The 26234-nt window shown below is 45.6% G+C and carries 22 protein-coding genes; 4 read left to right on the plus strand and 18 right to left on the minus strand.

Translation table 11 applies throughout. The features are described 5' to 3' along the window. Positions 1–17 precede the first annotated feature (17 nt). From polA to citZ, 9 genes are all read right to left on the minus strand, one after another. Positions 18–2657, minus strand: a complete 2640-nt coding sequence (polA, locus tag M662_RS13155; RefSeq protein ID WP_026577109.1) for a DNA polymerase I — start codon at positions 2655–2657, stop codon at positions 18–20. A 161-nt stretch (positions 2658–2818) separates the two neighbouring features. Beyond that, positions 2819–3745: a protease modulator HflC gene (hflC, locus tag M662_RS13160; RefSeq protein ID WP_008635300.1), complete on the minus strand. Its 927-nt coding sequence runs from the start codon at positions 3743–3745 to the stop codon at positions 2819–2821. Then, a complete protein-coding gene (gene hflK, locus M662_RS13165) occupies positions 3742–4725 on the minus strand; it encodes an FtsH protease activity modulator HflK (protein ID WP_026577108.1) in 984 nt (327 codons plus the stop codon). Before hflK ends, hflC begins: the two co-directional genes overlap by 4 nt. Before the next feature lie 196 nt (positions 4726–4921). After that, positions 4922–6676 (minus strand): two-component system histidine kinase PnpS, encoded by a 1755-nt coding sequence (gene pnpS, locus M662_RS13170; RefSeq protein WP_008635303.1) that lies wholly within the window; start codon positions 6674–6676, stop codon positions 4922–4924. After that, on the minus strand, positions 6677–7372 hold the full coding sequence (locus M662_RS13175; RefSeq protein ID WP_008635304.1) for a response regulator transcription factor: 696 nt from the start codon (positions 7370–7372) through the stop codon (positions 6677–6679). It abuts the gene before it with no gap. A gap of 194 nt (positions 7373–7566) precedes the next feature. Beyond that, on the minus strand, positions 7567–8043 hold the full coding sequence (locus M662_RS13180) for a MaoC/PaaZ C-terminal domain-containing protein (RefSeq protein WP_026577107.1): 477 nt from the start codon (positions 8041–8043) through the stop codon (positions 7567–7569). Between the two features lie 76 nt (positions 8044–8119). Next, entirely contained in the window at positions 8120–9058 is a 939-nt protein-coding gene (mdh, locus tag M662_RS13185) for a malate dehydrogenase (RefSeq protein ID WP_026577106.1), read from the minus strand. A gap of 25 nt (positions 9059–9083) precedes the next feature. Further along, positions 9084–10358: an NADP-dependent isocitrate dehydrogenase gene (icd, locus tag M662_RS13190; protein WP_008635318.1), complete on the minus strand. Its 1275-nt coding sequence runs from the start codon at positions 10356–10358 to the stop codon at positions 9084–9086. A 116-nt stretch (positions 10359–10474) separates the two neighbouring features. Continuing rightward, positions 10475–11593: a citrate synthase gene (gene citZ, locus M662_RS13195; protein WP_026577105.1), complete on the minus strand. Its 1119-nt coding sequence runs from the start codon at positions 11591–11593 to the stop codon at positions 10475–10477. Positions 11594–11840: 247 nt separating this feature from the next. Between citZ and ytvI the strand changes: the two genes are divergently transcribed. After that, entirely contained in the window at positions 11841–12968 is a 1128-nt protein-coding gene (gene ytvI, locus M662_RS13200) for a sporulation integral membrane protein YtvI (RefSeq protein ID WP_026577104.1), read from the plus strand. Positions 12969–13053: 85 nt separating this feature from the next. On the opposite strand, the gene M662_RS13205 is transcribed toward ytvI, so the two are convergent. From M662_RS13205 to dnaE, 8 genes are all read right to left on the minus strand, one after another. Beyond that, positions 13054–13446, minus strand: coding sequence for an FxsA family protein (locus M662_RS13205; protein WP_008635321.1), 393 nt, complete (start codon positions 13444–13446; stop codon positions 13054–13056). A gap of 105 nt (positions 13447–13551) precedes the next feature. Continuing rightward, positions 13552–15315, minus strand: a complete 1764-nt coding sequence (gene pyk / locus M662_RS13210; protein ID WP_008635323.1) for a pyruvate kinase — start codon at positions 15313–15315, stop codon at positions 13552–13554. Positions 15316–15346: 31 nt separating this feature from the next. Then, positions 15347–16306: a 6-phosphofructokinase gene (gene pfkA / locus M662_RS13215; RefSeq protein WP_008635324.1), complete on the minus strand. Its 960-nt coding sequence runs from the start codon at positions 16304–16306 to the stop codon at positions 15347–15349. A gap of 215 nt (positions 16307–16521) precedes the next feature. Next, positions 16522–17484, minus strand: a complete 963-nt coding sequence (gene accA / locus M662_RS13220) for an acetyl-CoA carboxylase carboxyl transferase subunit alpha (protein WP_026577103.1) — start codon at positions 17482–17484, stop codon at positions 16522–16524. Beyond that, positions 17481–18341 carry an acetyl-CoA carboxylase, carboxyltransferase subunit beta gene (gene accD / locus M662_RS13225; RefSeq protein ID WP_008635329.1) on the minus strand — a complete coding sequence of 287 codons (861 nt, stop codon included), beginning with the start codon at positions 18339–18341 and terminating at the stop codon, positions 17481–17483. Before accD ends, accA begins: the two co-directional genes overlap by 4 nt. Before the next feature lie 98 nt (positions 18342–18439). Then, positions 18440–19036: a FadR/GntR family transcriptional regulator gene (locus tag M662_RS13230; protein WP_008635331.1), complete on the minus strand. Its 597-nt coding sequence runs from the start codon at positions 19034–19036 to the stop codon at positions 18440–18442. Positions 19037–19116: 80 nt separating this feature from the next. After that, a complete protein-coding gene (locus M662_RS13235) occupies positions 19117–20355 on the minus strand; it encodes an NADP-dependent malic enzyme (protein ID WP_008635333.1) in 1239 nt (412 codons plus the stop codon). Positions 20356–20475: 120 nt separating this feature from the next. Then, positions 20476–23823 carry a DNA polymerase III subunit alpha gene (gene dnaE, locus M662_RS13240; protein ID WP_026577102.1) on the minus strand — a complete coding sequence of 1116 codons (3348 nt, stop codon included), beginning with the start codon at positions 23821–23823 and terminating at the stop codon, positions 20476–20478. 131 nt (positions 23824–23954) lie between these two features. Between dnaE and M662_RS13245 the strand changes: the two genes are divergently transcribed. Both M662_RS13245 and ytrI read left to right on the plus strand, forming a co-directional pair. Beyond that, complete coding sequence (locus M662_RS13245; protein ID WP_008635344.1) at positions 23955–24287, plus strand: sporulation membrane protein YtrH; 333 nt, start codon at positions 23955–23957, stop codon at positions 24285–24287. Beyond that, entirely contained in the window at positions 24288–24785 is a 498-nt protein-coding gene (gene ytrI, locus M662_RS13250) for a sporulation membrane protein YtrI (RefSeq protein WP_008635346.1), read from the plus strand. Between the two features lie 32 nt (positions 24786–24817). Here the strand turns inward: ytrI and M662_RS13255 are convergent, their stop codons facing one another. Beyond that, the gene (locus M662_RS13255; protein WP_008635347.1) at positions 24818–25777 is read right to left on the minus strand and encodes a DHH family phosphoesterase; all 960 of its coding nucleotides are present in this window, start codon (positions 25775–25777) and stop codon (positions 24818–24820) included. A gap of 120 nt (positions 25778–25897) precedes the next feature. Between M662_RS13255 and M662_RS13260 the strand changes: the two genes are divergently transcribed. Further along, positions 25898–26200, plus strand: coding sequence for a YtpI family protein (locus tag M662_RS13260; RefSeq protein WP_008635349.1), 303 nt, complete (start codon positions 25898–25900; stop codon positions 26198–26200). Positions 26201–26234: the final 34 nt, after the last annotated feature.

A 26234-nucleotide genomic window follows, 5' to 3' on the forward strand; every position in this document is an offset into this window, starting at 1 on the left:
TCTTTCATTCTCCTCACTTACTTTGCATCGTACCAAGTATCTCCGTAAGAGGAATCCACCTTCAAAGGTACATCCAGTTCCACGGTGCTTTCCATGACGGAGGCTACTAAATCCTGCAGTTTCTCAATTTCTTCTTTCGGTGCTTCAATGATCAATTCATCATGTACCTGTAATAACACTTTCGCCTCCAGTTTTTCTTCCACGAGGCGTTTTTCCAAATCGACCATCGCCTTCTTGATGATATCGGCTGCGCTCCCCTGGATCGGGGTGTTCATAGCAGTCCGCTCGGCAAACCCGCGTTTATTGAAGTTACGACTCTTAATGTCAGGAAGGTAACGTCTCCGGTTCATGAACGTCTTCACGTACCCGGTATCCTTAGCCTCACGAACCGATTCATCCATATAGGATTTGACGCCTGGATAGGATTCGAAATATTTATCAATAAACGCCTGAGCTTCCTTCCTCGTGATGCCAAGGCTCTGAGACAAGCCGTAATCACTGATTCCATAAACGATTCCGAAATTGACCGCTTTCGCCTGTCTCCTCATATTACTCGTAACTTCTTCCGGCGCAACTCCAAACACTTCACTAGCCGTTTGTGTATGAATATCCTCGCCTCCACGGAACGCCTCAATCAACTTTTCGTCCTGGGCAATATGAGCAAGAACACGCAGTTCAATTTGGGAATAGTCACTTGCGAACATCACCCATCCTTCTTCTGAAGGGATGAAGGCCTGACGGATTTTCCGTCCTTCTTCCAGGCGGATTGGAATGTTCTGAAGGTTTGGATCCGTCGAGCTCAACCGACCTGTTTGTGTGAGAGCTTGATTAAAGCGGGTATGAATTTTGTGTGTATCCTTGTGAACAACCTTCAGAAGGCCTTCGATATAGGTCGATTTCAACTTCCTTAATTGACGATTTAACAATATTTTCGTAATGATTGGATGCTTGTCTTCCAACTGCTCCAATACATCCGCCGAAGTGGAATACCCCGTTTTCGTTTTCTTAATGACGGGAAGTTCGAGCTTTTCGAACAGAATAGGGCCGAGCTGTTTAGGCGAATTGAGGTTAAACGGCTCACCGGCAAGTTCATAAATTTCTTCCTCCACCTTGTTTAAGCGTGCCTCCAGTTCTTCTCCCATCTCTTCCAAACGACCAACATCCACACGGACACCTCTGTGTTCCATTCTGCCAAGGATCAGCGCAAGCGGCATTTCCAAATCATTGTAGAGGTTAAACTGTTCATTTTGGACGAGCTGATCCTCCATTTTACTCTTCATATGGTATAGGGCAGATGCTTTCCTGCTGATATGTTCGTAGAACGTACGATCTTCATCCGGACGCTTCAGCTTCGCACCCTTTCCGTACACTTCTTCATCATAGTTCACTTCCGCCTCCCCAAGTCTGTGTGCGACAGCCGGGATGTCGTGATTGTTCTCAGAAGGATTGATCAAATAAGAAGCTAAAAGTAAATCGAAGGTAATTCCTTTCAATTCAATTCCATACCGAAGCATCGCTACAAGCGTTCTCTTGGCATCGAACACCCATTTCTCCCGTGTGTCATCCTCAGCCCATTTTTTGAAGACCGGGGATTTAACCGCCTGCTCGAGAGTTAGGACATATTTCTTCTCCTCATTAACTATAGCAATGGCCTCTATGGGAGCCGTGTGATAATTCTCGTAAAGCATTTCCACCACAAGCGCTTCCCTGCCCGTAAACATTTCTTCTTTCAGCTCTTCTATCACTTCCACTTCTATATCGGGAAGTTCCGTCTTCGCTTCGGATTCTCCTTCTTCCCCTTGAATGCGGGAGAGCAGGGATTGAAATCCAAGGTCTTTAAAGAAGTTACTGACTGCTTGGGAGGGATATCCCTCATACGCAATATCCTTAAGACCCACTTCAATCGGCGCTTGTCTCTCAATCGTCACAAGCTGCTTACTCATGAAAGCTTCTTCCTTATTGTCCTCCAATTTTTCTTTCAGCTTCTTCCCGCTCACCTGATCTATGTTCTCATACAGGTTCTCGAGCGTTTCAAACTGCTTCAACAACTTGACCGCTGTTTTTTCACCGACACCCGGTACTCCGGGGATATTATCAGAGCTGTCTCCCATAAGCGCTTTTAAATCAATGATCTGATCCGGTCTGACCTCCATTTTGTCCAGAAGGAAAGAAGGCGTATATGTATCGACATTTGTAATCCCCTTCTTCGTAAGACGGACCGTAATCTGTTCGTTGACCAATTGCAGCAGGTCTTTGTCCCCGGAAATGACTTGGACATCCATTCCCTTCTCGCCGGCTTCTGTGGCAAGCGTACCGATGATATCATCCGCCTCATAATTTTGCAGCTGGTAACTGTGAACCCCGAATGTCTCGAGCAGTTCTTTCAGTACAGGAAACTGTTCCGAGAGCTCCGGCGGTGTCTTCTGACGGCCGCCCTTGTATTCTTTATACGTAGCATGGCGGAAAGTGGTCTTCCCTGCATCAAATGCAACAAGTAAATGATCCGGTTTATCTTCTTCCAGTATTTTTAGCAGCATCGTCGTAAAACCATAGACAGCGTTCGTATAAACTCCCTTATCATTATTCAGTAAAGGGAGAGCGAAGAATGCCCGGTAAGCTATACTATTTCCATCAATTAAAATGACCTTCTCAGCCATGAACTCACTCCTATTCTTAAAAACGGCGATCCGGGATCACAGGGGGCGACGTCATTCGTCCTGTCATCTCCATCCTATGTTACCCCATGAGCATGAATAAAACGCCTTTTTCTTCATTCTACCATGATTACAGCAGAGAAGAAAAAGACGCCACCTTCCTGTTATTCGATATAACCCTGCAAGAGATCGGTATAAGGAGAATCCTGAGGGAGAATAATCGTCGTTTCTCCATCAATTGTCGTTTCATAGGATTCAAGGGTTCGGTAGAGTCGGTAAAACTCAGGGTCTTTGGAGAAAGATTCATTGTAAACAGCCGCTGCCTGCTGCTCTCCTTCCGAACGGATTTTCTCTGCGTTTGCTCTGGCTGTCGACAACATCTCCTGTACTTCCCTGTCGACTTCCGCCCTGATTCTGCTCTTATCCGCTTCCCCCTCCGATAAATACTGTTGCGCTATCTTTTCTCTGTCCGTAATCATTTGGTTGAAGACAGCTGCTTCATTCGATTCAGGAAGGTCCGACCGTTTAATCCGGACGTCGTCCACGACAATTCCATAGTTATCACGAGCCAGATATTCATTTACTTTCGATGTAATTTCATCATTGAGCACACCTCGGGAACTCTCTTCTTCGTTAATAATTTCCGAAAAGTCCATCTTTCCAAGCTCCGAGCGGACAATGGAGAAGATGAACTCACCCATTCTTGCTTCCGCACCGATTACCGTCCTGGCATTGGCAATCATTCTCTCCGGATCTTCAATGCTCCAAACGGCGTAATTGTCGATGATCATACGCTTTTTATCCAATGTGGTAATCTCTTTCTCTTCTACGTCGTACACCATCTTCTTCTTTGACAATGTCGATACTTCCTGAACGAAAGGAACCTTGAATTTGAGTCCGGGTGTTTCATGGATCTTCACAATATCACCAAATTGCCGGACTACTTTGTACTCCCCTTCCTTCGCAATAACAACAGAGCTTATTCCTGTTAAGAGAAGAAAGATGATGACAAGCAGAGCAACCCCCGCCTTCACGTATTTCCTTATATCTCTATTCTTCGTTTTCTTTTCGTCAAATATATCGTCCGTCAAGATGCACCCTCCTCTTCAGACTGATCCGCTTCCGGACTTTGCTCCTGCTTTTTCTCCTGTTGGACAGACCCATCAAGGACCGGTTGTTGCTGTATCGGCAAATACTTCATGGTATCCCCATCGTCGTTCATAATATATACGTTTGCGTCCGGTAATACACTTTCCAACGTCTCCATGACCAGCCGGTCTTTGGTGATATTTTCGTGACTTTCATACTCCGATAATAAAGCCTCGAACCTGGAAACGGCCCCGTTTGCATTTTGGATTCGTTCTACCTTATCCCCTTCGGCACGTTGAATAATTGCATCTTTCTCCCCGAGCGCTTCCTCTCTCATCTGATTGGCATACTTCTCCGCTTCGTTGACTTTGCTTTGTTTTTGTTCTCTGGCATCTGTAACTTTCGTGAAAGCTTCTCTCACTTCTTCATTCGGCAGATCCACCTCCTGCAGACGGACATCAATGATCGAGATGCCGACATCGTATTGATCCATCAAGGAAACGAGATTTTCACGCACTTGGTTCTCAATCTCGGCTTTCCCGGAAGTAAGCGCCTCATCAATTTGGCTGCTTCCGATTACCCCTCTTAACGAAGAAGAGGTGGCATTGAAAAGTACCTGTTCCGGATCTTCGGACGCGAATAAGTACCCAGTGGGCTCGGTAATCTTCCATTGAACGACAAGGTCTGCCTGTACGATCATGTCATCCCCTGTAATCATCGTAACTTTATCTGCCTCTTCTCCATCATTAAAACCGAAGTCCAGACTGAACGTTTCCTTCGATAATTTTTCGACCTCTTGTATCGGCCACGGCATCTTGAAATGAAGTCCTGGTTCGCTGACCCCTTCTTCCGCCTTACCGAAGGTTAAAACGACCGCCTGCTCCGACTCATCCACCGTGTACCACGTAGTAATAAGTACAAGAATTAATAGACATCCGGCCAGTCCGAGACCAACCCATGTATAGAACTGCTTCACACTCATCCGGAATCCCCCTCACCTATGTATATTTTAGTTACGTTTTTGTTACAAAAAGGTTTCAAAACGAGTACATTTTTACCAAAAATCACAAAAAAAAGCAGAAGCGAGGGAAGCTTCTGCTTAAAAGAGAAAACACCTTGGATGAAAGGGTTTCACTGGTATTATATCTAGATATTGTTAAAGTAATCTTATGCTTGTATTAATTTTCCGTAAACTTCTTCGGTATTTCTACATAAAAAGTCGTTCCTTCATCGACAGCACTTTCCACGCGGATATTTCCACGATGAGCTTCAATAATATGCTTCACAATGGCAAGCCCGAGACCGGTTCCACCGGAATTTCTGCTTCTTGCTTTATCCACCCGGTAAAACCTTTCGAAAATCCGTGATATTTCCGACTCAGGAATTCCCACACCCGTGTCCGATATAATTACGGTGACGGATTCCTCCTGCTCCTCCACGGAAAGTGCTACCCGGCCGCCTTCTGGTGTGTAGTTGACAGCATTGGTGATCAGATTCATAAATACTTGCTTAAGCCGGCTTGAATCACCTTCGATGAGAACTCCGTCTTTCCAATCCATAGATAAAATGTTCCCTTTTCTTCCAGCATGCTGTTCGACAATCGGACCTAAGTCCTGGAACAGCCGACCGACATCTACCTGTTCAATATTCAAGTGAAAGTCTTCCCGTTCGAGCTTAGAAAGGTCCAATAAGTCTTGGATCAAGGACTGCAGCCGGCCACTTTCCTTCAGGATAATCCTCAAAAACTGCTCCAGCATCTGCTCATCTTTCATCGCTCCATCTAAAAGGGTCTCCGAAAATCCACGAATGGATGTAATCGGAGTTTTCAGTTCATGAGAGACATTGGCTACGAAGTCCTTCCTTGTCTGTTCTAACTGCTTTAAGTCTGTTATATCATGGAAGACAAGAACAACACCCTTCCATTTCTGGTCCTCACTCAAAATTGGTGCACCGGTAACCTCCAAGTGCTTTCTGCTTATGTTAACCGGAAGAACGAAGGTCTCTCTCACGGTTTCTTCAAACATATATACACGCTGCACCGTTTCATGTATCGCCGTATATGGGATCGCATCATGGTACAGGTAGCCTACATATTGCTGTTTTTCACCACCGAAAGTTTCAAGGAACGCACGATTCTGCAAAAGAATATAGCCTTTTTCGTCTATCAGCACTAAGCCGTTCCCCATGTGATTGATAACAGCCTCCAGCTGATTTTCCTGCATGCCTTTCGTCTGGTTCACTTCTTGAAGATTGCGGGCAAGGATATTGATTGCCTGACTAAGTTCTCCCGCTTCACCGAAGTAACCTTCATATGTTCGAGCCCGGTAATCCCCTTTAGCCAGCTTTTTCGCAGCAGTAGTGGCCGCCCTTATCGGCCGAACATACTTACCAAACACATTAAATCCTATGATAAAGATGACCAAGAGGCCGAGAAACATCGTACAGCTGATCAGGAGCCATATATTCCGTGTAATGCTTGATAATGAATCGACTGGTGAAAGCAGCACGAGTGTGCCTTCCAAGTTGCTTACTTCAATAGTAGTAGGGTAGAAGAAAACATCCCCTATCAGACGACCGCTGTTGCTTATTTCTCCATTTGAAGGAACAGCTGAAAGGATCTTTTCCTTCTCCGCATTGGAAATAGAGTCTACGGCGTCAACGGTATCGATAATAATCTCCTCTGACTCATCCAGAAAGACGATGCCGGTGTCTAATTGTGAACTGAATTCTTCCAACTCATCCCGAGATACCTCACTATTTTCTGTAAAGCTCTCCAAATACGTTACAAAATAGCGGCTCTCCACTTCCACCCTGTCTTCCAGAATATTGACGAAGTATCCCCTGGTCAACTGAGCCAGCAACACGCCTAAACCGATCATGACGATGACAATTAAAATCGCATACGTCAAAAGCGGACGAGTACTGGAGGACATTTACTTCGGTTCCTCCATTTTATAGCCGAGCCCACGGATGGTTTTAATATAGACCGGCTTTTTCGTATCCGGCTCAATTTTCTCTCTCAGATGACTCACATGGACATCAACGATCCGTGTATCTCCCGCAAAATCGTAATTCCAAACAGAACGTAACAGCTGATCTCTCGACAAAACTCTGCCCAGATTCTTAGCCAGGTGCAGAAGTAGTTCAAATTCTTTAGGTGTACACGTCAATGCTTCCCCGTTCATAGTCGCTTCGTATTGTTCAGGGTAGATTGATAAGCTGCCTACCTTTATTTCATCATATACCTGGGTTGGTGTATCCCTGTCCATCCTTCTTAAAATTGCTTTTATTCGGGCAACTACTTCCCGCGGACTGAATGGTTTCGTCAAGTAATCATCCGCCCCGAGTTCCAGTCCCAGGACTTTATCAAACTCATCATCTTTGGCCGTCAGCATAAGGATTGGTGTTTGTACCTGCTTTTGCCTCAGCTGCTTGCAAACTTCCATCCCATCCATACCCGGCAGCATGATATCCAGAACAATAAAGTCGAACGCCGTATTCGATGCTTTTTCCAAAGCTTCGGTACCGGAGTAAGCAACCTCCGTCACATAACCGGCCTGCTCTATGTTATATTTCAATAAAGTCACAATCGATTCTTCATCATCCACTATCAATATTTTTTGTTCCAAAACCCTCACCCCAACCAGCATTTTTCTTCATCATACAACGAAGTTTACATTTTGAATACAGATCCTTACAAACTTTACTTAATCTTAATATACTCTTTGACGCCTTTTATACTCAAAAAGAAAAAGCAGCCGTGTAAAGGCTGCTTTTTCTGTCTTGATGAGAATAGCAAGACACCGTTTCCTTTTTCCTATTCTCAATAAAAATTTTCTAAAGACGTGGCATTCATAGAATGTGGTTCAGAAGGGGGGCGGACGACAAGCGAACCTTTGACGACTTCCTCCCCGTCCTTATCGTATCCATTCACGTGAAGCGTTATCGCTTCGCTGCGTTTGTCGATTTCCGTAATTTCTAATTGGAAGCGTACATCCGCATAATGGTAGACCGGTTTCGGATATTCGATGGAGTGACTAAGAATGTGGCTTCCAGGCCCGGGAAGGTGCATGGAAACAATCGACGATACCATACCAAACAGCATCACAGCAGGTACAATCGGTTGTTTGAACGGTGTTTGTGAGGCATAATCGTGCTGAACATATAAAGGGTTGGCGTCGTCGGTCAAGCCGAGGTATATCAACAAATCACGGTCTTCGATAGTAAAGGCGGCATTGTAGCGCTCCCCTACTTTTAGATCCTGAAGTTTCTTTCCAAGCTTTCTCTTTTTACCAAGCATCAGCAAACCTCCTCGTAAGCGTTTTCTTTAATGGGTAAAAAAAGGATCCGAGGGTTGGCCTCGAATCCCTTTGTGTTTATTCTAATACATTCAGCACACTTTTAACAGAATCCGCAGATTTATCAAGCTGCTGCTTTTCCTCATCCGTCAGTTCAAGTTCAAGAATTTCCTCAATCCCATTTCCTCCAAGGATAGTAGGAACACCAAGGTAGATACCGTCGTATCCATACTCTCCTTCAAGGTAAGCAATGGACGGAAGAATTCTTCGCTGATCTTTCAAGATAGCTTCTGCCATTTGCACCAAGGATGCGGCTGGAGCATAATAGGCACTGCCGTTTCCGAGCAGGCCGACGATTTCTCCCCCGCCTTTGCGCGTCCGTTCAACGATGGCATCCAAGCGCTCTTTCGAAATCAATTTTTCAAGCGGAATACCTCCGGCGAAAGAATATCGAATCATCGGGACCATATCATCCCCATGACCCCCAAGGACAAAGCCGGTAATGTCCTTGATGGACACGTTCAGCTCTTCCGCTACGAATGTACGGAAACGGGCAGTATCCAGCACACCCGACTGACCAATGACCCGGTTCTTAGGAAATCCTGCTTCCTGAAAGACGGAATAAGTCATAGCATCGACCGGATTGGTCAAAACGACGATAAAGCAATCCGGGGAATGCGCCACGATTTCCTTAGTGACGCTTTTCATTATCTTGGCATTCGTGCTGACAAGATCATCACGACTCATGCCCGGTTTGCGGGCAATTCCTGCGGTGATGATAACAAGGTCAGAACCTTTCGTGTCCTCATAATTGGAGGTACCCGTAATGTCGGCATCAAACCCCTGAACCGGACTGGCTTCCAGCATATCCAACGCTTTTCCTTTCGTCGGATCTTCCATATCGGGGATATCCACGATGACGACATCACCCAGTTCTTTCTGCGCGAGCATCAAGGCTGTCGTCGCGCCGGTGAATCCCGCACCTATCACAGATATTTTATTTCTACGAATGGCCATAACGATCCCCTTCCTTTATGAGAGATTAACCCATATTCTTGATAAGCTCATCACCAAATGCAGAGCACTTCACTTCTGTAGCGCCATCCATCATACGTGCAAAGTCATACGTGACAACTTTGCTTGCAATCGTCTTATCCATAGACTTGGTAATCAAATCAGCCGCTTCTCTCCAGCCAAGGTGCTCAAGCATAAGAACACCAGACAGGATGACAGAAGACGGGTTCACTTTGTCCAAACCGGCATACTTAGGGGCTGTCCCGTGAGTCGCTTCAAAAATAGCATGTCCTGTTTCGAAGTTGATATTAGCTCCAGGTGCGATTCCGATACCGCCAACCTGAGCAGCAAGTGCATCAGAGATGTAGTCACCGTTCAAGTTCATAGTCGCTACGACATCAAACTCTTTCGGACGCGTAAGGATCTGCTGAAGGAAGATGTCTGCAATGGCATCTTTCACAATGATTTTACCTTCTGCTTCGGCAGCTTCCTGGGCTTTGTTGGCAGCTTCTTTGCCATCTTTCTCCACAATACGGTCATACTCAGCCCAAGTGAATACTTTATCAGCATACTCTTCTTCTGCTACTTCGTATCCCCAAGCTTTAAATGCACCTTCTGTGAACTTCATGATGTTTCCTTTGTGCACAAGTGTGACGCTCTTACGTCCTTCGTTCAATGCATAATCAATCGCTGCACGGACCAGACGCTTCGTACCTTCTTCCGATACCGGCTTGATACCGATTCCGGACGTTTCAGGGAAACGAATTTTATGTACACCCATCTCATTCTGAAGGAATTCGATGACTTTCTTCACTTCTGGAGAACCTTTCTGCCATTCAATTCCTGCATAAATATCTTCCGTATTTTCACGGAAAATAGCCATGTCTGTATCTTCCGGACGTTTCACTGGAGATGGTACTCCTTCAAAGTAGCGGACAGGGCGAAGACATGTGAATAAATCAAGTTCTTGACGAAGTGCTACGTTCAAGGAACGGATTCCGCCTCCGATTGGTGTAGTTAATGGACCTTTAATGGCAATTTTATAATCACGAATCGTTTCCAGCGTTTCAGCAGGAAGCCATTCGCCCGTGTTATCAAATGCTTTCTGACCAGCAAGAACTTCTTTCCATTCAATAGACTTCTCACCGTTGTACGCTTTATCTACTGCAGCTTCAATTACACGGCTGGCTGCTGCCCAAATATCCGGTCCGATGCCGTCTCCTTCGATGAATGGGATTACTGGTGTGTTTGGTACGTTCAAAGTTCCGTCTTGTTCTACTGAAATTTTTTGTGCTTGTGTCAAAATAAACCCTCCTAAAAATTTGTAACAATTTATGGATGGATCATCCATTTCTATCATACGTTAAATTAAGTTGAATAAAAAGTAGCGGGAGGCCGGTATTTAACCGGCATGCCTGATTATCTCTCTGCAATCGGAGTGTACGTTTGTCCTTTAGGACCGGTATATTCCGCGCGAGGACGGATCAAGCGGTTGTTGGAGTATTGCTCCAAAATATGTGCAAGCCATCCGGATACACGGCTTACAGCAAAGATCGGTGTGAAGATATCATGATCGATACCGAGGCTGTGGTAGACAGATGCAGAGTAAAAGTCTACGTTTGCAGGCAGGCCTTTGTTCTCCTTGATATATTCTTCAATTTTAATAGACATGTCATAGTATTTGGATTGACCGGTCAATTCAGTTAATTCCCGGGACATTTCCTTCAAATGTTTGGCACGAGGGTCTCCGGAGCGATACACGCGGTGTCCCATACCCATGATCTTTTCTTTGTTGGCAAGCTTCTCTTCAATGGCAGGAATGGCATTCTCAACACTGCCGATCTCTGTAAGCATCTTCATGACACGCTCGTTAGCTCCGCCGTGAAGAGGACCTTTAAGTGCACCAATGGCAGCTGTTACGCCTGAATAAACATCAGAGAGAGTAGCCACACACACTCGTGCAGTGAAAGTGGACGCGTTCAATTCATGGTCGGCATGAAGCACCAACGCTTTATTAAATGCGGTAACTTCCAACTCCTCGGGTTCTTTTGCGTTCAGCATATAAAGAAAGTTCCCTGCAAAACTGAGGTCTTTTCTAGGGGAGACAGGTTCCTGGCCGTTACGGATGCGTGAGAACGCGGTCACGACTGTAGGGATTCTTGCCTGGAGGCGGAGCGCTTTACGATTGTTCGCTTCCTCTTCCATGACGTCAGATTCAGGATCGAATAGTCCAAGCATCGATACAGCAGTACGAAGAGCTGCCATAGGATGAACCGTTGATAGATCATACGATTTAAGATGGTCAACGATCTCGGATGGAATATCCATGTTAGAGATCAGTTCTGATTTAAATGCATCTAATTCTTCTTGTTTCGGAAGCTTTTTGTTCCAAAGAAGATAAATAACTTCTTCAAAGCTGGAGTTATTCGCTAAATCATCGATATCATAGCCGACGTATGTCAACTTATCATCGATGATGGAACTGATGGAAGATTCCGTTGCGGTAATTCCTTCAAGACCTTTGGTTGATGATGACATATAATCTCTCCTTTTAAAAAAATTCCACTTGTCGAAAAGACAAGAGAACGCTTAAATTACTGTTGTCCCCTATGATTGGAAATCAACCCCAAGGCTAATTATAAAGTATTCTGAAGAGAATGTGAATTGAAACCGTTTAATTTGAAGGAATTTATCGAAATTTTATTCTTCATTTTATGGATAATTATGTAACAAAAAGGCTGAATTCCTCTGTATAACGGGTGTAGAGGAAGATTTAGGGAAAGGAGTGTTTTCTATTCGAAATCAGACTTTTCTCCTTGGTTTTATCCGATTCATCGTCGTCCTTCTTCTTGCTTCCGGGTTTGTGTACGTGACAACTTTCGTCTGGACATACTTATACCCCTTCCTGTTTGCAGTCCTGCTGTCCATAATACTACGCCCGTTCATCCTTCTCCTTCAAAGGAGACTTAGATTACCACGTGCTGCAGCGGTTCTGATTGTACTTGCCCTTGTAGGAAGTTTAGCGGCAAGCCTTGTTGCCTTGGTCATCGCCGAATTGATTAAAGGGATGCAGTACATCGCAGCCGGATTGCCGGAGTATTTCCATTTATTCTCTACTTATCTGACAGGCAAAGCCGTTCAATTATCCAAACAAATCATCGGTTCCTTCGAATCCCTTACCGGAAATTTGAATATGGATCAGCAGTTGAGTTTGAATACCTACTTGGATACCGTTCAGGAAAAGGTTACAGAGGGAGGGTTGACGGTCCTTAATGAGATTTTGGAAAGCCTGGGCGTATTATTAACAAGTCTCCCCACCTCTATCGCCATGGTCTTTATTACGTTTCTGGCAACTTTCTTCTTATGTAAAGATTGGGAAACCATCAGAACAGCTGTCTATACATGTACCCCCCCGGTACTCACCGCCAAGGCCTTTGCTTTTCGTAAAGAGTGGCACTATACTTGGACCGGGCTGATCAAAGCTCAATGTACACTTGTCCTAATATCGTCTGTTCTCACAGGTATTGGACTAACCATCATCGGTGCTCCCTATGTTTTACCGATTACAATCTTCACTGCTTTTGTAGACTTCATTCCTTACATTGGTACAGGTGTCGTTTTTCTCCCTTGGATCATCTTTCAGTTCTTCACAGGTTCCTATGGAATGACCATCGGTTTGATCATTGTCTACATGGTGGTCATTATTACAAGACAGGTACTTGAGCCGAAGCTCCTCGGCGATCACTTCGGCGTGCCTCCAATAATTTTATTAGCTGCGATGTTCACAGGTTTCCAACTCTTTGGAGGGTATGGAATCATATTGAGTCCGCTGGTTCTAATGATCGTACAGACCTTGAATAAAACAGGACTGACTAAGGAAATAACCGCATTCATTAAAGGAGATAGACCTTGATTTTTTTCTTATAAAAAAACGGACGCCGGCAGCTTCTAAAAACACACTGCACAAACGTCCGAATATATATTTCAAAACTATGCTGTTATCGTCTGTATATCGTTACGGTACCTTTTTGAAGTGCTTTTTGAATCGCACCTCGGATGATGTGCTTGATCGGCCCTCTCGTCACGGGAAGCAGTAGACCGAAACCTGCTGCATCCGTAATAAAGCCGGGCGTTAACAAAAAAGCTGCGCCGATAAGAATACAAGCCCCGTCTAACAAGGCATCCTGAGGCATCTGACCTCTCGACATGGAAGTCTGGACGTTCCGGATCGTTTCAAGGCCCTGCTTTCTTGCAAGCCAGGCCCCAACGACACCTGTAGAGATGATAAGCAGAATGATCCACCAAGGTCCGATATAGCTGCCTGCCCAAACGAATAATCCGATTTCCAGTGCAGGAACAATTATTATTAATAGAAATAACCAACGAAACATAGGATCCTTCCCTTCTTCCCGACTTATACTTCTATTATACCGGGAATGATCTCCTCTATAAAAAGAAAAGGCAGAGAAGGTGTCTTCTCTGCCTTTATCTTCCTTTTACAGGACGCTTGCATGTCCTTCGTAAATGTCCCCGCGGGAACTGTCAATTGTAATATCAGAGCCATCTTTGATGATGTTCAATGCGTCTTGAACACCAACGATGACAGGAATGCCCAAGCTCAAGCCGACAACCGCTGCATGGGAAGTCAAACCACCTTCAAGGGTAACGATTCCTGCTGCTTTTTCTATAGCAGGCATCATATCTTTATCTGTACCATGAGTAACGAGGATATCGCCGTCTTCTACACGATCCAAAGCTTCTTTGGCATTGTTGGCTACGACAGCACGGCCATAGGCACTTTTCTGTCCTACACCCTGCCCTTTGACGAGAACGTCACCGATAACATGAACCTTCATCAAGTTCGTCGTACCACTTTCACCAACAGGCACACCGCCGGTGATGACAACGCGATCTCCGCGAGATGCAAGACCGGAGGCCAGGCTGTTTTCAACAGCTACATCAAGCATTTCGTCTGTGGAATAAGCACGGGATCCCATGACGCCATACACGCCCCAGACAAGAGATAGCTTACGGTGTACTTTTTCATCAGAAGTAATGGCTACAATCGGTGCTTTCGGACGGTATTTAGAAATCATACGAGCAGTATGGCCACTCTCCGTCGGTGTGACGATTGCAGCTGCATCCAAATTAATGGCTGTGTGTGTAACCGACTGACTGATCGCATCCGTGATCGTCATGTCACTGTGCTTGGAACGCTCTTGAAGCAGTTGGAAATGGTTAAGCGCCGTTTCCGTTTTGCTTGCGATATTGTGCATCGTCTGCACAGCTTCTACAGGGTAGTCACCGGCAGCTGTTTCGCCAGAAAGCATGATTGCATCCGTACCATCGAAAATGGCGTTAGCTACGTCAGAAGCTTCTGCACGTGTCGGGCGAGGGTTACGCTGCATAGAGTCAAGCATTTGAGTAGCTGTAATGACTGGTTTACCTGCTTCATTACACTTACGAATCAGCTGTTTCTGTACAAGTGGAACATCTTCGGCTGGAATTTCCACACCTAAATCTCCACGCGCAACCATCAGACCGTCACTGACTTCAAGAATATCGTCGATGTTGTCAACACCTTCCTGGTTTTCGATCTTAGGAATGATTTGAATATGAGAAGCATCGTGCTTTTCAAGAAGCTCTCTGATTTCCAGTACGTCGGAAGCACGACGCACGAAGGATGCCGCAATAAAATCTACACCCTGCTGAATTCCAAATTCGATGTCATTAGCATCTTTTTCTGTAATTCCTGGAAGATTCACGCTGACATTCGGAACGTTTACGCCTTTTTTATTTTTAAGAAGCCCGTTGTTAAGGACAGTCGTCTTAATTTCATTGTTTTCTTTATCTATTTCTTCTACCTCTAGTTCTACCAGTCCATCATCCAAAAGGATTTTGGAACCAGGGTGAACATCGTTGATCAAGCCTGTATAAGTGACGGAAAAGCGCTCTGCATCGCCCTCAATATCCTCCATCGTCACGTAGACCGTCGCACCTTTCTCAAGGTATGCTTCGCCATCTTTAAGCGTACGGGTACGAATTTCAGGACCTTTCGTATCCAATAGGATCGCTACTGTTTTGCCTGTAGCTTTGGAAGCTTCACGGATGTTGATGATTCGTGCTCCGTGCTCATCAAAGTCACCGTGTGAAAAATTCAGACGGGCGACGTTCATACCTGCTTCCATAAGCTGAGTTAATTTCTCTACTGATTCCGATGCAGGACCGATCGTACTAACGATTTTGGTTTTTCTAAACATATTTATTTCCTCCTCAGATGCCTCTTGCAAATTATATAGATAGTTCTTTGGAAAGGCGGTACATATCCATGTCGATAACGTGCTTTTGACCTAAGATATCTACGATATCATGATCGACCAATTGGTTCTTTTGAATACCTACCATGCGGCCTGCTTTTCCTTGAAGAAGCAGATCGACAGCGTACGCCCCCAGACGACTGGCAAGAACACGGTCGGCAGCACTTGGTGCTCCTCCACGCTGCGTATGTCCAAGAACGGTCACTCGGGTCTCGAGATCGGCAGCTTCATCAATTCGTTTACCGAACTCCATTCCGCTTCCTACTCCTTCAGCCAGCAGAATGATGGAGTGTTTCTTGCCCCGCTCATGTCCACGCTTAAGACGATCGATAACATCATCGAATTCATCCTCCACTTCGGGAATAAGAATACTTTCCGCTCCGTCGGCAAGACCAGCCCAAAGGGCAAGATCTCCGGCGTCACGGCCCATGACTTCGATTACATACGTACGCTCGTGAGAAGTCGCTGTATCACGAATTTTGTCAATTGCGTCGATAATCGTATTCAGAGCCGTGTCAAAACCAATAGTAAAATCCGTTCCCGGAATATCATTATCGATTGTCCCAGGCACACCGATGCAAGGATATCCTTTTTCGGTTAATTTTTTTGCCCCCATAAAGGTACCATCACCACCGATAGCTATCAAGCCCTCAATGCCATGTTTCTTCAATTGCTCAATACCTTTCAATTGGCCTTCTTCTGTCTTAAACTCTTCACATCGGGCAGAGTACAGTTTCGTTCCACCACGTTGGATGATGTCTCCGACCGAACCGAGTTCCATCTTCTCGATGTCTCCATCAATCAGGCCCTGGTAGCCGTATTTGATGCCGTACACTTCTACTTCGTGGTAGATAGCTTTCCTTACGACCGCCCTGATCGCGGCGTTCATACCGGGAGCATCTCCTCCACTGGTAAGCACTCCAATTCTCTTCATTCTTTCATCACCTCAAAAGTTCTTAGTTCTGTCCATAAACGCACATGGAAGGAAACATCCGTCCAAACGGACATGCACAGGCTATCCTCTAGTCTATACAACTGATTGGATCATCAACAATCCGACCATATGGTAACGTTACCATTCAGTTAAGATGTGAAAAGCCGCACATACGTGCGACCTTTTACATACGGACATGTTTTTCAACCATATCATTATAAATCAAGATGAGTGTAATCGCCAATATTTTTATACTTCACAAATCTTTCCTCCAGCAGATCTTCTTCCGATTTTCTGGATAGCTCCTCCAGCTCTTGCTTGAGGACGGCTTTAATTTGCTCTGCTTGTGCAGGAATGTCACGATGGGCTCCACCCCTGACTTCCGGAACAACACCATCAATCACTTCTAATTTCTTCAAATCATAGGAGGTAATTTTCATGGATTCAGCTGCTTCCTGAGCGAGACCCGAATCCTTCCAAAGAATAGAAGAAGCGCCTTCTGGAGAAATAACGGAATAAGTAGAGTTCTCAAGCATGAAGATACGGTCACCAATTCCAAGCCCAAGTGCTCCACCGCTTCCACCTTCTCCGATGACGACACAGATGATTGGGACAGTGAAACCTGCCATTTCCATCAAGTTCCTGGCAATGGCTTCGCTCTGACCGCGCTCTTCCGCTGCTTTACCGGGATAAGCACCTTTTGTATCAATGAAAGTAATGATCGGACGGTGGAATTTATCCGCCTGTTTCATTAAGCGAAGCGCTTTACGGTAGCCTTCCGGATGCGGCATTCCGAAGTTGCGGTAGATATTCTCTTTCGTGTCCTTCCCGCGCTGGTGGCCGATTACCGTTACGGGTGTCCCATCAAATTTGGCGATCCCACCAACGATGGCCGCATCGTCTCCATACGTACGATCCCCGTGCAGCTCGATGAAGTCTGTAAACAAATGATCTATATAATCTGTCGTCGTCGGGCGCTCCGGATGACGGGCCATTTGGACACGGTCCCAGGGAGCCATGCGATCATAAACGTCGCATTCCAACTTCTCCAGCCGCTGTTCAAGTGTATCGATTTCATCGGTCAGATCCATTTCGCTGTTCTCCGTAAGACGTTTCAGTTCAGCGATTTTTTCTCTTAATTCAATAACGGGTTTTTCAAATTCTAAAACGTGCTTCACGATTCTTCGCCTCCTGCAGAATGGATGTCCAACACAGTTGTCAGTGTTTTCCTTAAATCGTGACGGTGCACGACCTTATCCAACTGGCCATGTTCCAACAGGAATTCTGCTGTTTGGAAATCTTCCGGAAGTTTTTCCCGTATCGTCTGCTCAATAATTCTTCTGCCGGCGAAACCAATTAAGGCTCCCGGTTCTGCAAAATTATAGTCTCCGAGGGAGGCAAAACTTGCAGAAACACCACCAGTAGTCGGGTGAGTCATGACGGATATGAATAAACCTCCATCTTTATGAAGCCGCTGAAGGGCTACTGAAGTTTTCCCCATCTGCATCAGGCTTAAAACGCCTTCCTGCATTCGAGCTCCACCGGATGCCGTAAATATGACGAAAGGAATTTTTTCTTTCCGTGCCTGCTCAATGGCATTCGTTATCTTTTCACCGACGACAGAACCCATGCTTCCCATTCGGAAACGGGAGTCCATGACCGCCACAGCTGTATGGAAACCGTTAACGGATGCTTTACCGGTGACTACCGCTTCATTAAGATCGGATTTTTTGCGGTCTTTTTCCAATTTATCTTCATACTCAGGGAACCCTAAAGGGTTATTGGATATCATATGCTTGTCCCATTCAACAAAACTTCCTTCATCAAACAAATGCTCAATTCTTTCATAAGCACTGATACGGTGATGATGGTCACAGTGTGGACAAACGTTCATATTTCGATTCAGTTCTTTTCTGTAGAAGATCTTCTGGCAGTTTGGACATTTCTGCATCAGACCTTCCGGTACATCCTGCTTTGCTTCCTGTCTGGGAATGGATGCGTATCTTTTTTTCTTGCTGAATATATCTCGTAGCAAGGTGATTCCTCCTTTGGGACAAAGCTTCCTCTTTACAATATACTGAAAGTCCCTTACGTAATATCACTGATTCTGTCGAAGGGAGTTCGACAAAATCATTACCTGAATAACTTAAGAATTTCTAAGGTGTCTTTACTCCGGAGAGCCTTAAGCAGGGCCAGGTACCAATCTTCCTTGAAATGCAGGTCATGGACCGTTCGGGTGAATCCGGAAATGAATTGCCACATGGAAAGCAGCAGCGGATGTTCACACCTTTCAAACAAATAAAGGAACAGAGCTTGATGGCGGGTTTCCAGGGATTGTATGTTCAAAATTTCTTCCATCTCAGCATAATGAATATGTGTAAGCCTGTCCTTCACGAGACATAACACTTCTTTCTCCAGCATCTGCTTCGCTGTAACGAGTTCATCTTTCGTTCTCGTCTCATTGAGTAAAAAATTGGATAATAGCTCTACCATATGATAAGGACGATAAGCTCTCATGAACGTGCCTTCGCCGCGTCTGGTTTCAATCAACCCAAGGAGCTCCATCGCCCGGAAAGCTTCTCTGATCGAAGACCTTCCTACATGGAGTTGTTCGCTTAACTCCCGTTCAGACGGCAACTTATCTCCGGGGCCCAGTTTATGCTCTTCGATGTAGGTTCTCAACTGATGAAGGACACCTTCGTAGACTTTTCCATGCTGCACTCGGGTCACGTTTCACGAACACCTCTCTTTAGCTTTCCCTTAGAATTCTATGTAACAGGAGAAAAGTTTACACTTTTCTCCTGTCCAAATCAATCTTCGTCTATTAAGGTGAGTTGTCTCGTCTTGTCTGCCACCTCTTCAGGATCGACGTGATGACGGGCTACACCGGACTCCATTGCCGCCTTCGCAACAGCTGCAGCAACAGCCGGGGCAACACGCGGATCGAATGGGGCAGGGATGACGTAGTCTTCACTTAATTCATCTTCACTGACAAGGGAAGCAATGGCTTCCACAGCGGCAATCTTCATCTTCTCGTTAATTCTTGTAGCTCGCACATCCAAAGCTCCACGGAAGATTCCCGGGAAGGCCAGCACATTGTTCACCTGGTTAGGGAAATCGGAACGGCCAGTCCCGATGACACGGGCCCCGGCTTCTTTGGCATCCTCCGGCATAATTTCCGGATCAGGGTTCGCCATTGCAAAAATGATGGCATCATCATTCATACGAGAGACCATCTCTTTAGACAACAGTCCGCCAACAGATACACCAATAAACACATCGGCATCTTCCATCACTTCTTCAAGACTGCCGTCCATACGATCTTTATTCGTAATCTTAGCAATTTCATCTTTCACATCATTCATACCGTACTCACGGCCTTCATATACCGCGCCTTTAGAATCACACATAATGATATCGCGCACACCGAAATGGTAAAGCAGTTTAATAATAGCTATTCCGGCGGCTCCTGCACCATTAGCAATCACCTTGATGTCAGAGAACTTCTTGCCGGTGATTTTCAGAGCATTCACCAGTCCGGCAACGGTAACGATGGCAGTGCCGTGCTGGTCATCATGGAAAATCGGGATATTGGTTTCTTTCTTAAGACGATCTTCAATAATGAAACAGTTCGGAGCAGCTATATCTTCAAGGTTGACGCCTCCGAATGTCGGTTCCATAAGCTTAACCGTCTGCACGATTTCATCAATATCGTTCGTACTTAGACATATAGGGAACGCATCTACTCCCGCGAAGCTTTTAAATAATGCAGCTTTCCCTTCCATGACAGGAAGAGATGCTTCTGCCCCGATATTCCCCAATCCGAGCACCGCTGAACCGTCACTTACGACAGCCACCATATTCCCCTTCATGGTATAGTCATAAACTGTTTCCTTATGGTCGTAAATTTCCTTACAAGGTTCTGCTACCCCTGGAGAATACGCCAGGCTTAAGTCTTTGGAATTTCTTACAGGTACTTTAGAAGTGGTTTCCAGCTTCCCTTTGTTTACACGGTGTATATGCAGTGCTTCATCTCGCAAATTTGACACGTCGACACGCTCCCTTTAACTATTAATTGTACCGATCCAGGTGGTCAGACCACCATTAACTCCTTAATTATAACAGATGAATTTGGCGTGTAAAGAACTTCAAAACTTCGGACTGAGTTTTTAATTTTTCGTATCTTTGCTGTACTCTTTCAACGCTACGGAATCATCCCCGAAGTACCCCGTCAAGATCTCCATGCACTCAGGAGACGCAGACAGGTTGTACAATTCCCCCAACCTGTATGTCTTTCTTTCCTGTGATTTAAATATGAAGACCGGAATATTCCCCGGGAAATAGCCGGACACTTTTTTCAGTTTCTCCATTGCAATCGGTTCTGTCTCTTTGGTTACTTTAATGAACAGACGTTGCTCGGAAGCTGTCGGTTTCTCTTCGACATTGAAAACAGACGCTTCGTTGATGATCAACTGCTTTCTGCCGTTCCTTTCCTCGACTTTACCTGTAACCGTTACAAGCATCTGCTCTTGCAGCCATCGCTTTATATTACGGTAAGAATCAGGAAAAATAACCGCCTCCAGCTCTGTCGTTTCATCACCGAGCGTGGCAAATGCCATCGACTCTCCCCGTTTGGTCCTGATTTCCCTTATCGTCTCTACTACACCTGCTGTCTTGACCGTTCCTTTGATGTTAACGACCTTATTCAAAGAATTGATCCCTCTCTCCTGAAGCAGCTGCCGGTGGTGTTCCAAGGGGTGTTCTGACATATAAGTACCCAGAACTTCTTTTTCCATAGCCAAAAGTTTTAATGGAGGAAACGGGTCCACTTCTATCAGTTCCATTTCAAATTCATTTCCGAAGAAGCCGGGCTGGTCCTGGAATTCTTTAAATAACTCTCCCTGTTCCAGTGCCTGGTCGATACTTGCAAGCAGCGCCGCACGATTCTCATGGGTTTCATCAAAGGCACCCGCAAGTATTAACGACTCTATCACCCCGCGAGTGACGATCTTCGTCCGAACACGAAGACAGAAGTCATTCAAGCTGCGGAATCTTCCATTGCCTCTTTCTTCTACAACAGCCTGGGCCGCTTGATAGCCTACCCCCTTCACGGAAAGGAGGCCGATGCGGATGGCACCTTGTTCATCTTTTGCAACAATGTGACTGCGGTTGATCGAAGGAGGAAGTACCTTCAGTCCACTTTCTTTCGCCTCTCGCAAGTAAAGGGTGAGCTTATCCCTGTCACCTACATAAGAGTTGATCAGCTCTGCAAGGAAGTAAGAAGGGTAATGTGCTTTCATATACGCGAGACGATAGGATATCAGACTATAGGCGACCGCGTGACTTCGGTTAAATCCGTAGTTGGCAAATTTGACAATCCATTCGAACACCTGCCGGGCGACCGCCTCGGTGTAGCCGCGATTTCTGCATCCTTTTAGAAACTTCTCCCGTTCGTCTTCTAGTATTCCGGACTGCTTTTTACTGATTGCTCTTCGCAGTAAATCCGCCTCGCCTAAAGAATATCCGGCGACCAGTTGCGCAACCTGCATAATCTGTTCTTGATAGACAAGGACACCGTACGTCTTGTCCAGAATCCCTTTCAAATCGGGATGTGGAAGTTCCATTGCCTGGTTCCCTTGTTTCCGCGATATAAAATCCGGTATATAATCCATAGGGCCGGGCCGATAAAGAGCGTTAACAGCTACGACATCCTCGAAATGAGAGGGACGAAGACGACGCAGCACACCTTTCATTCCCTGGGATTCCAATTGGAAGACCCCGTTTGTACGTCCTTGTTCGAGCAGCTGGAACGTTTTCTCATCATCAAGCGGTATACGCTCTACAGAGAAACTGGAATCCCGGAACCGCTTTATTTTCCCCTCCATCTTCTCGATGAAGGTCAGGTTCCGCAGTCCAAGGAAGTCGATCTTCAACAATCCGACTTTTTCCAAGTCCCCCATGGCCAGCTGCGTCAATGGAATCCCGTTATGTCCGTCCATGAGTGCTGTATATTCCTGGAGCGGCCGCTCGCTGATCACAACACCTGCCGCATGGGTGGAAACGTGCCGCGGCAGCCCTTCCAACTTCGTAGCAATTTGAAAGAGTCGCTGCAATTTCGGTGAATTTCGGATGTAGTCACTCAATTCTTCTGAATCTCTCACGATTTCCGTGATCGTGGACGGTGCCGTTTTTGGTATTTGTTTTAATATGAAGGCTGCATCACTTTCATCAACCGCGAGAACTTTGAAGAGCTCCCTCAGGACACTTCGGACGGCGAATGTGCCGAACGTACAAATTTGAGCAACATGATCCGCTCCATATTTTTCAGCAACGTAGGCGATGACTTCATCCCTGCGGTGATCAGGGAAATCGATATCAATATCAGGCATAGTGATCCGTTCAGGATTCAAAAACCTTTCAAAGAGTAAATCATACTCTAACGGGTCGACTTGAGTAATATTAAGAAGATACGCCACCAATGATCCTGCTGCGGATCCACGTCCCGGGCCTGCGTGTATGCCCTGCTTCTTCGCATAAGCAAGAAAGTCCCATACAATTAGAAAATAATCGCTGAAATTCATCGATGTGATAACGGACAACTCTTTATGTAAGCGCTCTTCCGCCGCCTTGTAAGTTGCCGGGTATTTCTTTGCTAAAGCTTTTAAACAAAGTTCCTCCAGATAACGATCCGCACGGACGCCTCCAGGTGTTGGGTACGTGGGCAGAAGCTGCTGGTCGAACGAAAGTGCAAGGTTTACCCTCTCTGCAATCTCCTCCGTCGCTCTCAACACTCCCGGCCACCATTCTTGAAAATAGTTTTCCATTTCCTCCGTTTTTTTTAGATAGAAGCGCGCTCCTGCTGTTTCCCCTGAGAAGCGGGTATTCGCTTCTATAGCCTTCAAGCTTTCATATGCCGCAGCATCCTCTTTTTTCAGGTAACGGACGTCTCCAATTGCTACGACCGGGACCCCCTCCCTCTTTGACCACTCCTGGAGCGGTTGATGAAGCTGTCTTTCTTCATGAAGATCGAGATCCTGGATTGCCAAATAGAAATTATCCTCTCCTACCATATGCCGCCACCGGTTTAAGGAGTCCTTTATATGGTCAAACATACGACTGGCAATCGTCTGCGCCCAGGGGGACTGAGAGGTCAGCAGAACGACGATCAGACCGCTGCGCTTCTGTTCAAGCAGGTCCAGGGATACCGGCCGCCCTTCCAGCTGGATAGCGGAACTGAGCTGCAAAAGATTTTTATAGCCTTCGTTATTCTCTGCGAAAAGAAGGACAGGGTAGTGAAGGTCCTGATCCTCGATTCTCGTTTTAAGCCCGATTAGAGGTTTGATCCCCTTCTGCTTGCAGGCCCGGTAAAAGGAGACCGATCCACTCATCGTATTCTCATCCGTCAAAGCAAGCGATTGAAACCCCAACCTTTTTGCTTCATCTACAAGTTCGGGAATTTTCACCGTGCTTTCCATTAAGCTGAAACCGCTCTTTACATTCAAATGAGTAAAAGTCATTCACGAACACCTTCTTTCCACTAAATTATATCGATAAGAACAGGAGGATGAAAGCCTCCTGCATAATTGGACGGGCCGGGGAATATTTTTCAATATATGGATACTATTGCGTCTTTGAAATGAGGGACAAAATGGAAGATCGTCTGGTTATTTCGATGATACAGTGCTTCTTTATCGCTTTTGGAGTTATTGTAGGAGGGACAATCATCGGCAGCATCGGGAGTTATCTGACCGGAGAAGCTCCTCTTACCTCCATGTTCCGGATTGCAAAAGGGCTCAGGATATGGGCCATAGTCGCCGCTATTGGTGGAACATTCGATGCCATCAGCAATTTTGAAAAAGGGATATTCGATGGTTCTACCTTCGATATCTTCAAGCAAGTGATGATAATCGTCGCTGCCATGGGTGGAGTGAAAGCCGCTCTCCTTTTATTTGAATGGCTGCTAGGTGAAGAGGTGACGTGAATGCAGTTTCCTCCTTATCATAAAAAAAAGGAGTGGAGGCGTTTATTTGCCGGCATTGTATTAGGAGCGGTCATCGGCTATTTGTTTTTCCTTTATGTACATGGACAGCTCCAAGAAAAATATACAGAAGAATATATTGAAATGAATGCCAAGATGAACGAAATGGAAGCAAAGTATGAAGGGCTTCTAAAAAACCAGGAAGAAGATCCACAAGCGAAGCCGCTGAGCGTCAAAGACATCGCCGTATCCTACACCAATGCAAAGAAACTGAATATTGATTTGTTGACACAGCACGAATTAACAACCCTTGTTAAACAACAATTAGCGTCCATCCCCGGGAAAGATATTAAAGTCGTGGGTAGTCAAGTCGATCTGATGATCGCATCAGTGGAAAGTAAAAGTTATGCTGTTGACGACCTCTCCTATGAACTTAAGGTAGAACGCCTGGTCGTCTACGAAACCCTTTCGTTGAATCTAGAAATCATCATATCCCCATGAAAAGACAGGCAGATACAAAGAAGAGCAGCAAATCACTGCTGCTCTTCTTTGTATTGCCGGCATACGGATTCGAGCTCCGCTGCCAATTGTTCTGTTTCCTCCCAGGATGAAGCAGAAGCACCGGAAGCCATCGGATGTCCTCCGCCGTTAAATTTGGCTGCAACCCCATTTATGACAGGACCTCTGGAGCGAAGACGGACACGGATCGTATCTTCCTCTTCCACAAAGAAGGCCCATGCAAGAATACCTTCAATATCCCCGAGCAGGCCGACAAGCTGACTCGTCTCTGTGACTGTTACATCAAACTTTTTCAGTGTTTCCTTATCCAGGCGGATCGTGGAATAACCAGAAGCATGCCGTTCAAAATTTTGCAGGACATACCCTTTCAATCGAGCTACATTCAAAGGAGTTTTGTACATTTCCTTAAATAAAGCTGGTCTGTCAAAGTCAAATCGAACCAGTTCCGCCGCATAGCCGAGCGTCTTGTTTGTTGTACTGGGGAACAGGAATCGGCCGGTATCTCCGACAATCCCCGCGTATATAAGCCGGGCTGAATTGTCATTTAACCGCAGACCTTCCTCTTGATTCTCTTTATATAATTGATAAATCATTTCGGAAGTAGAGCTGGATGACGTATCAACCCACTGGATGTCGCCATATTTATCCACTTCGGGATGGTGGTCGATTTTAATAAGCGCCGCCCCGCTGTCGTATCTAGCATCGTCGATTCTCGCTTGATTGGCAGTATCACACACGATTACCAGTGCTTCCTCAAACGCTTCATCCGGAACAGCATCCATCGTTTGGAGATAGTTAAGAGACGGTTCACCCGTTCCAGTCACATAGACTTTTTTCTCCGGAAACGATTCTTTAATAATCCCGGCAAGCCCTCCTTGAGAGCCGTAAGCGTCCGGATCTGGGCGGACATGACGGTGAATAATGATGGTTTCATATTTCTTAATCTGTTCGACTATTTGTTTTGGCTTACTCATAAGCGCCTCCCTCTCTATCTTCCTCACAATTAAACCATAGATTTCCACCTGACAGGTAGCTATTCCCAACAAAAAACGCTACAATAAAGACAAATTAATCTAATCAGGAGTCGATCATGGATGATTATTTTTCCGATTCTCATATTGGTTTCCTTTGTTCTTTACCTGTACTACAAAGTGATGATATTCCGGACAAAAGACCCGCTGACCCAGGAATACTTGAACAGCAAATCCCGGGTTTTCCTCGGAAGTTTCATTTTCTTTTTCGGTATTAACCAGTATGTATTTTATCAGACCAAGCTGTCCTTGTTTATAGGAATCGTTTTTCTTCTACTCGGTATCTTTCAAACGAGACTCGGCTGGAAAGCAAGTAAACATTACCAGGCGGAATACCGAAAACATGAAACACCAACCGCCCCTTGAGCCAAGGCCGCTGTCAACATACAGCGGCTTTTTC

This window comes from Bacillus sp. SB49 (genome assembly GCF_000469135.2).
Lineage (GTDB): Bacteria > Bacillota > Bacilli > Bacillales > Halobacillaceae > Halobacillus.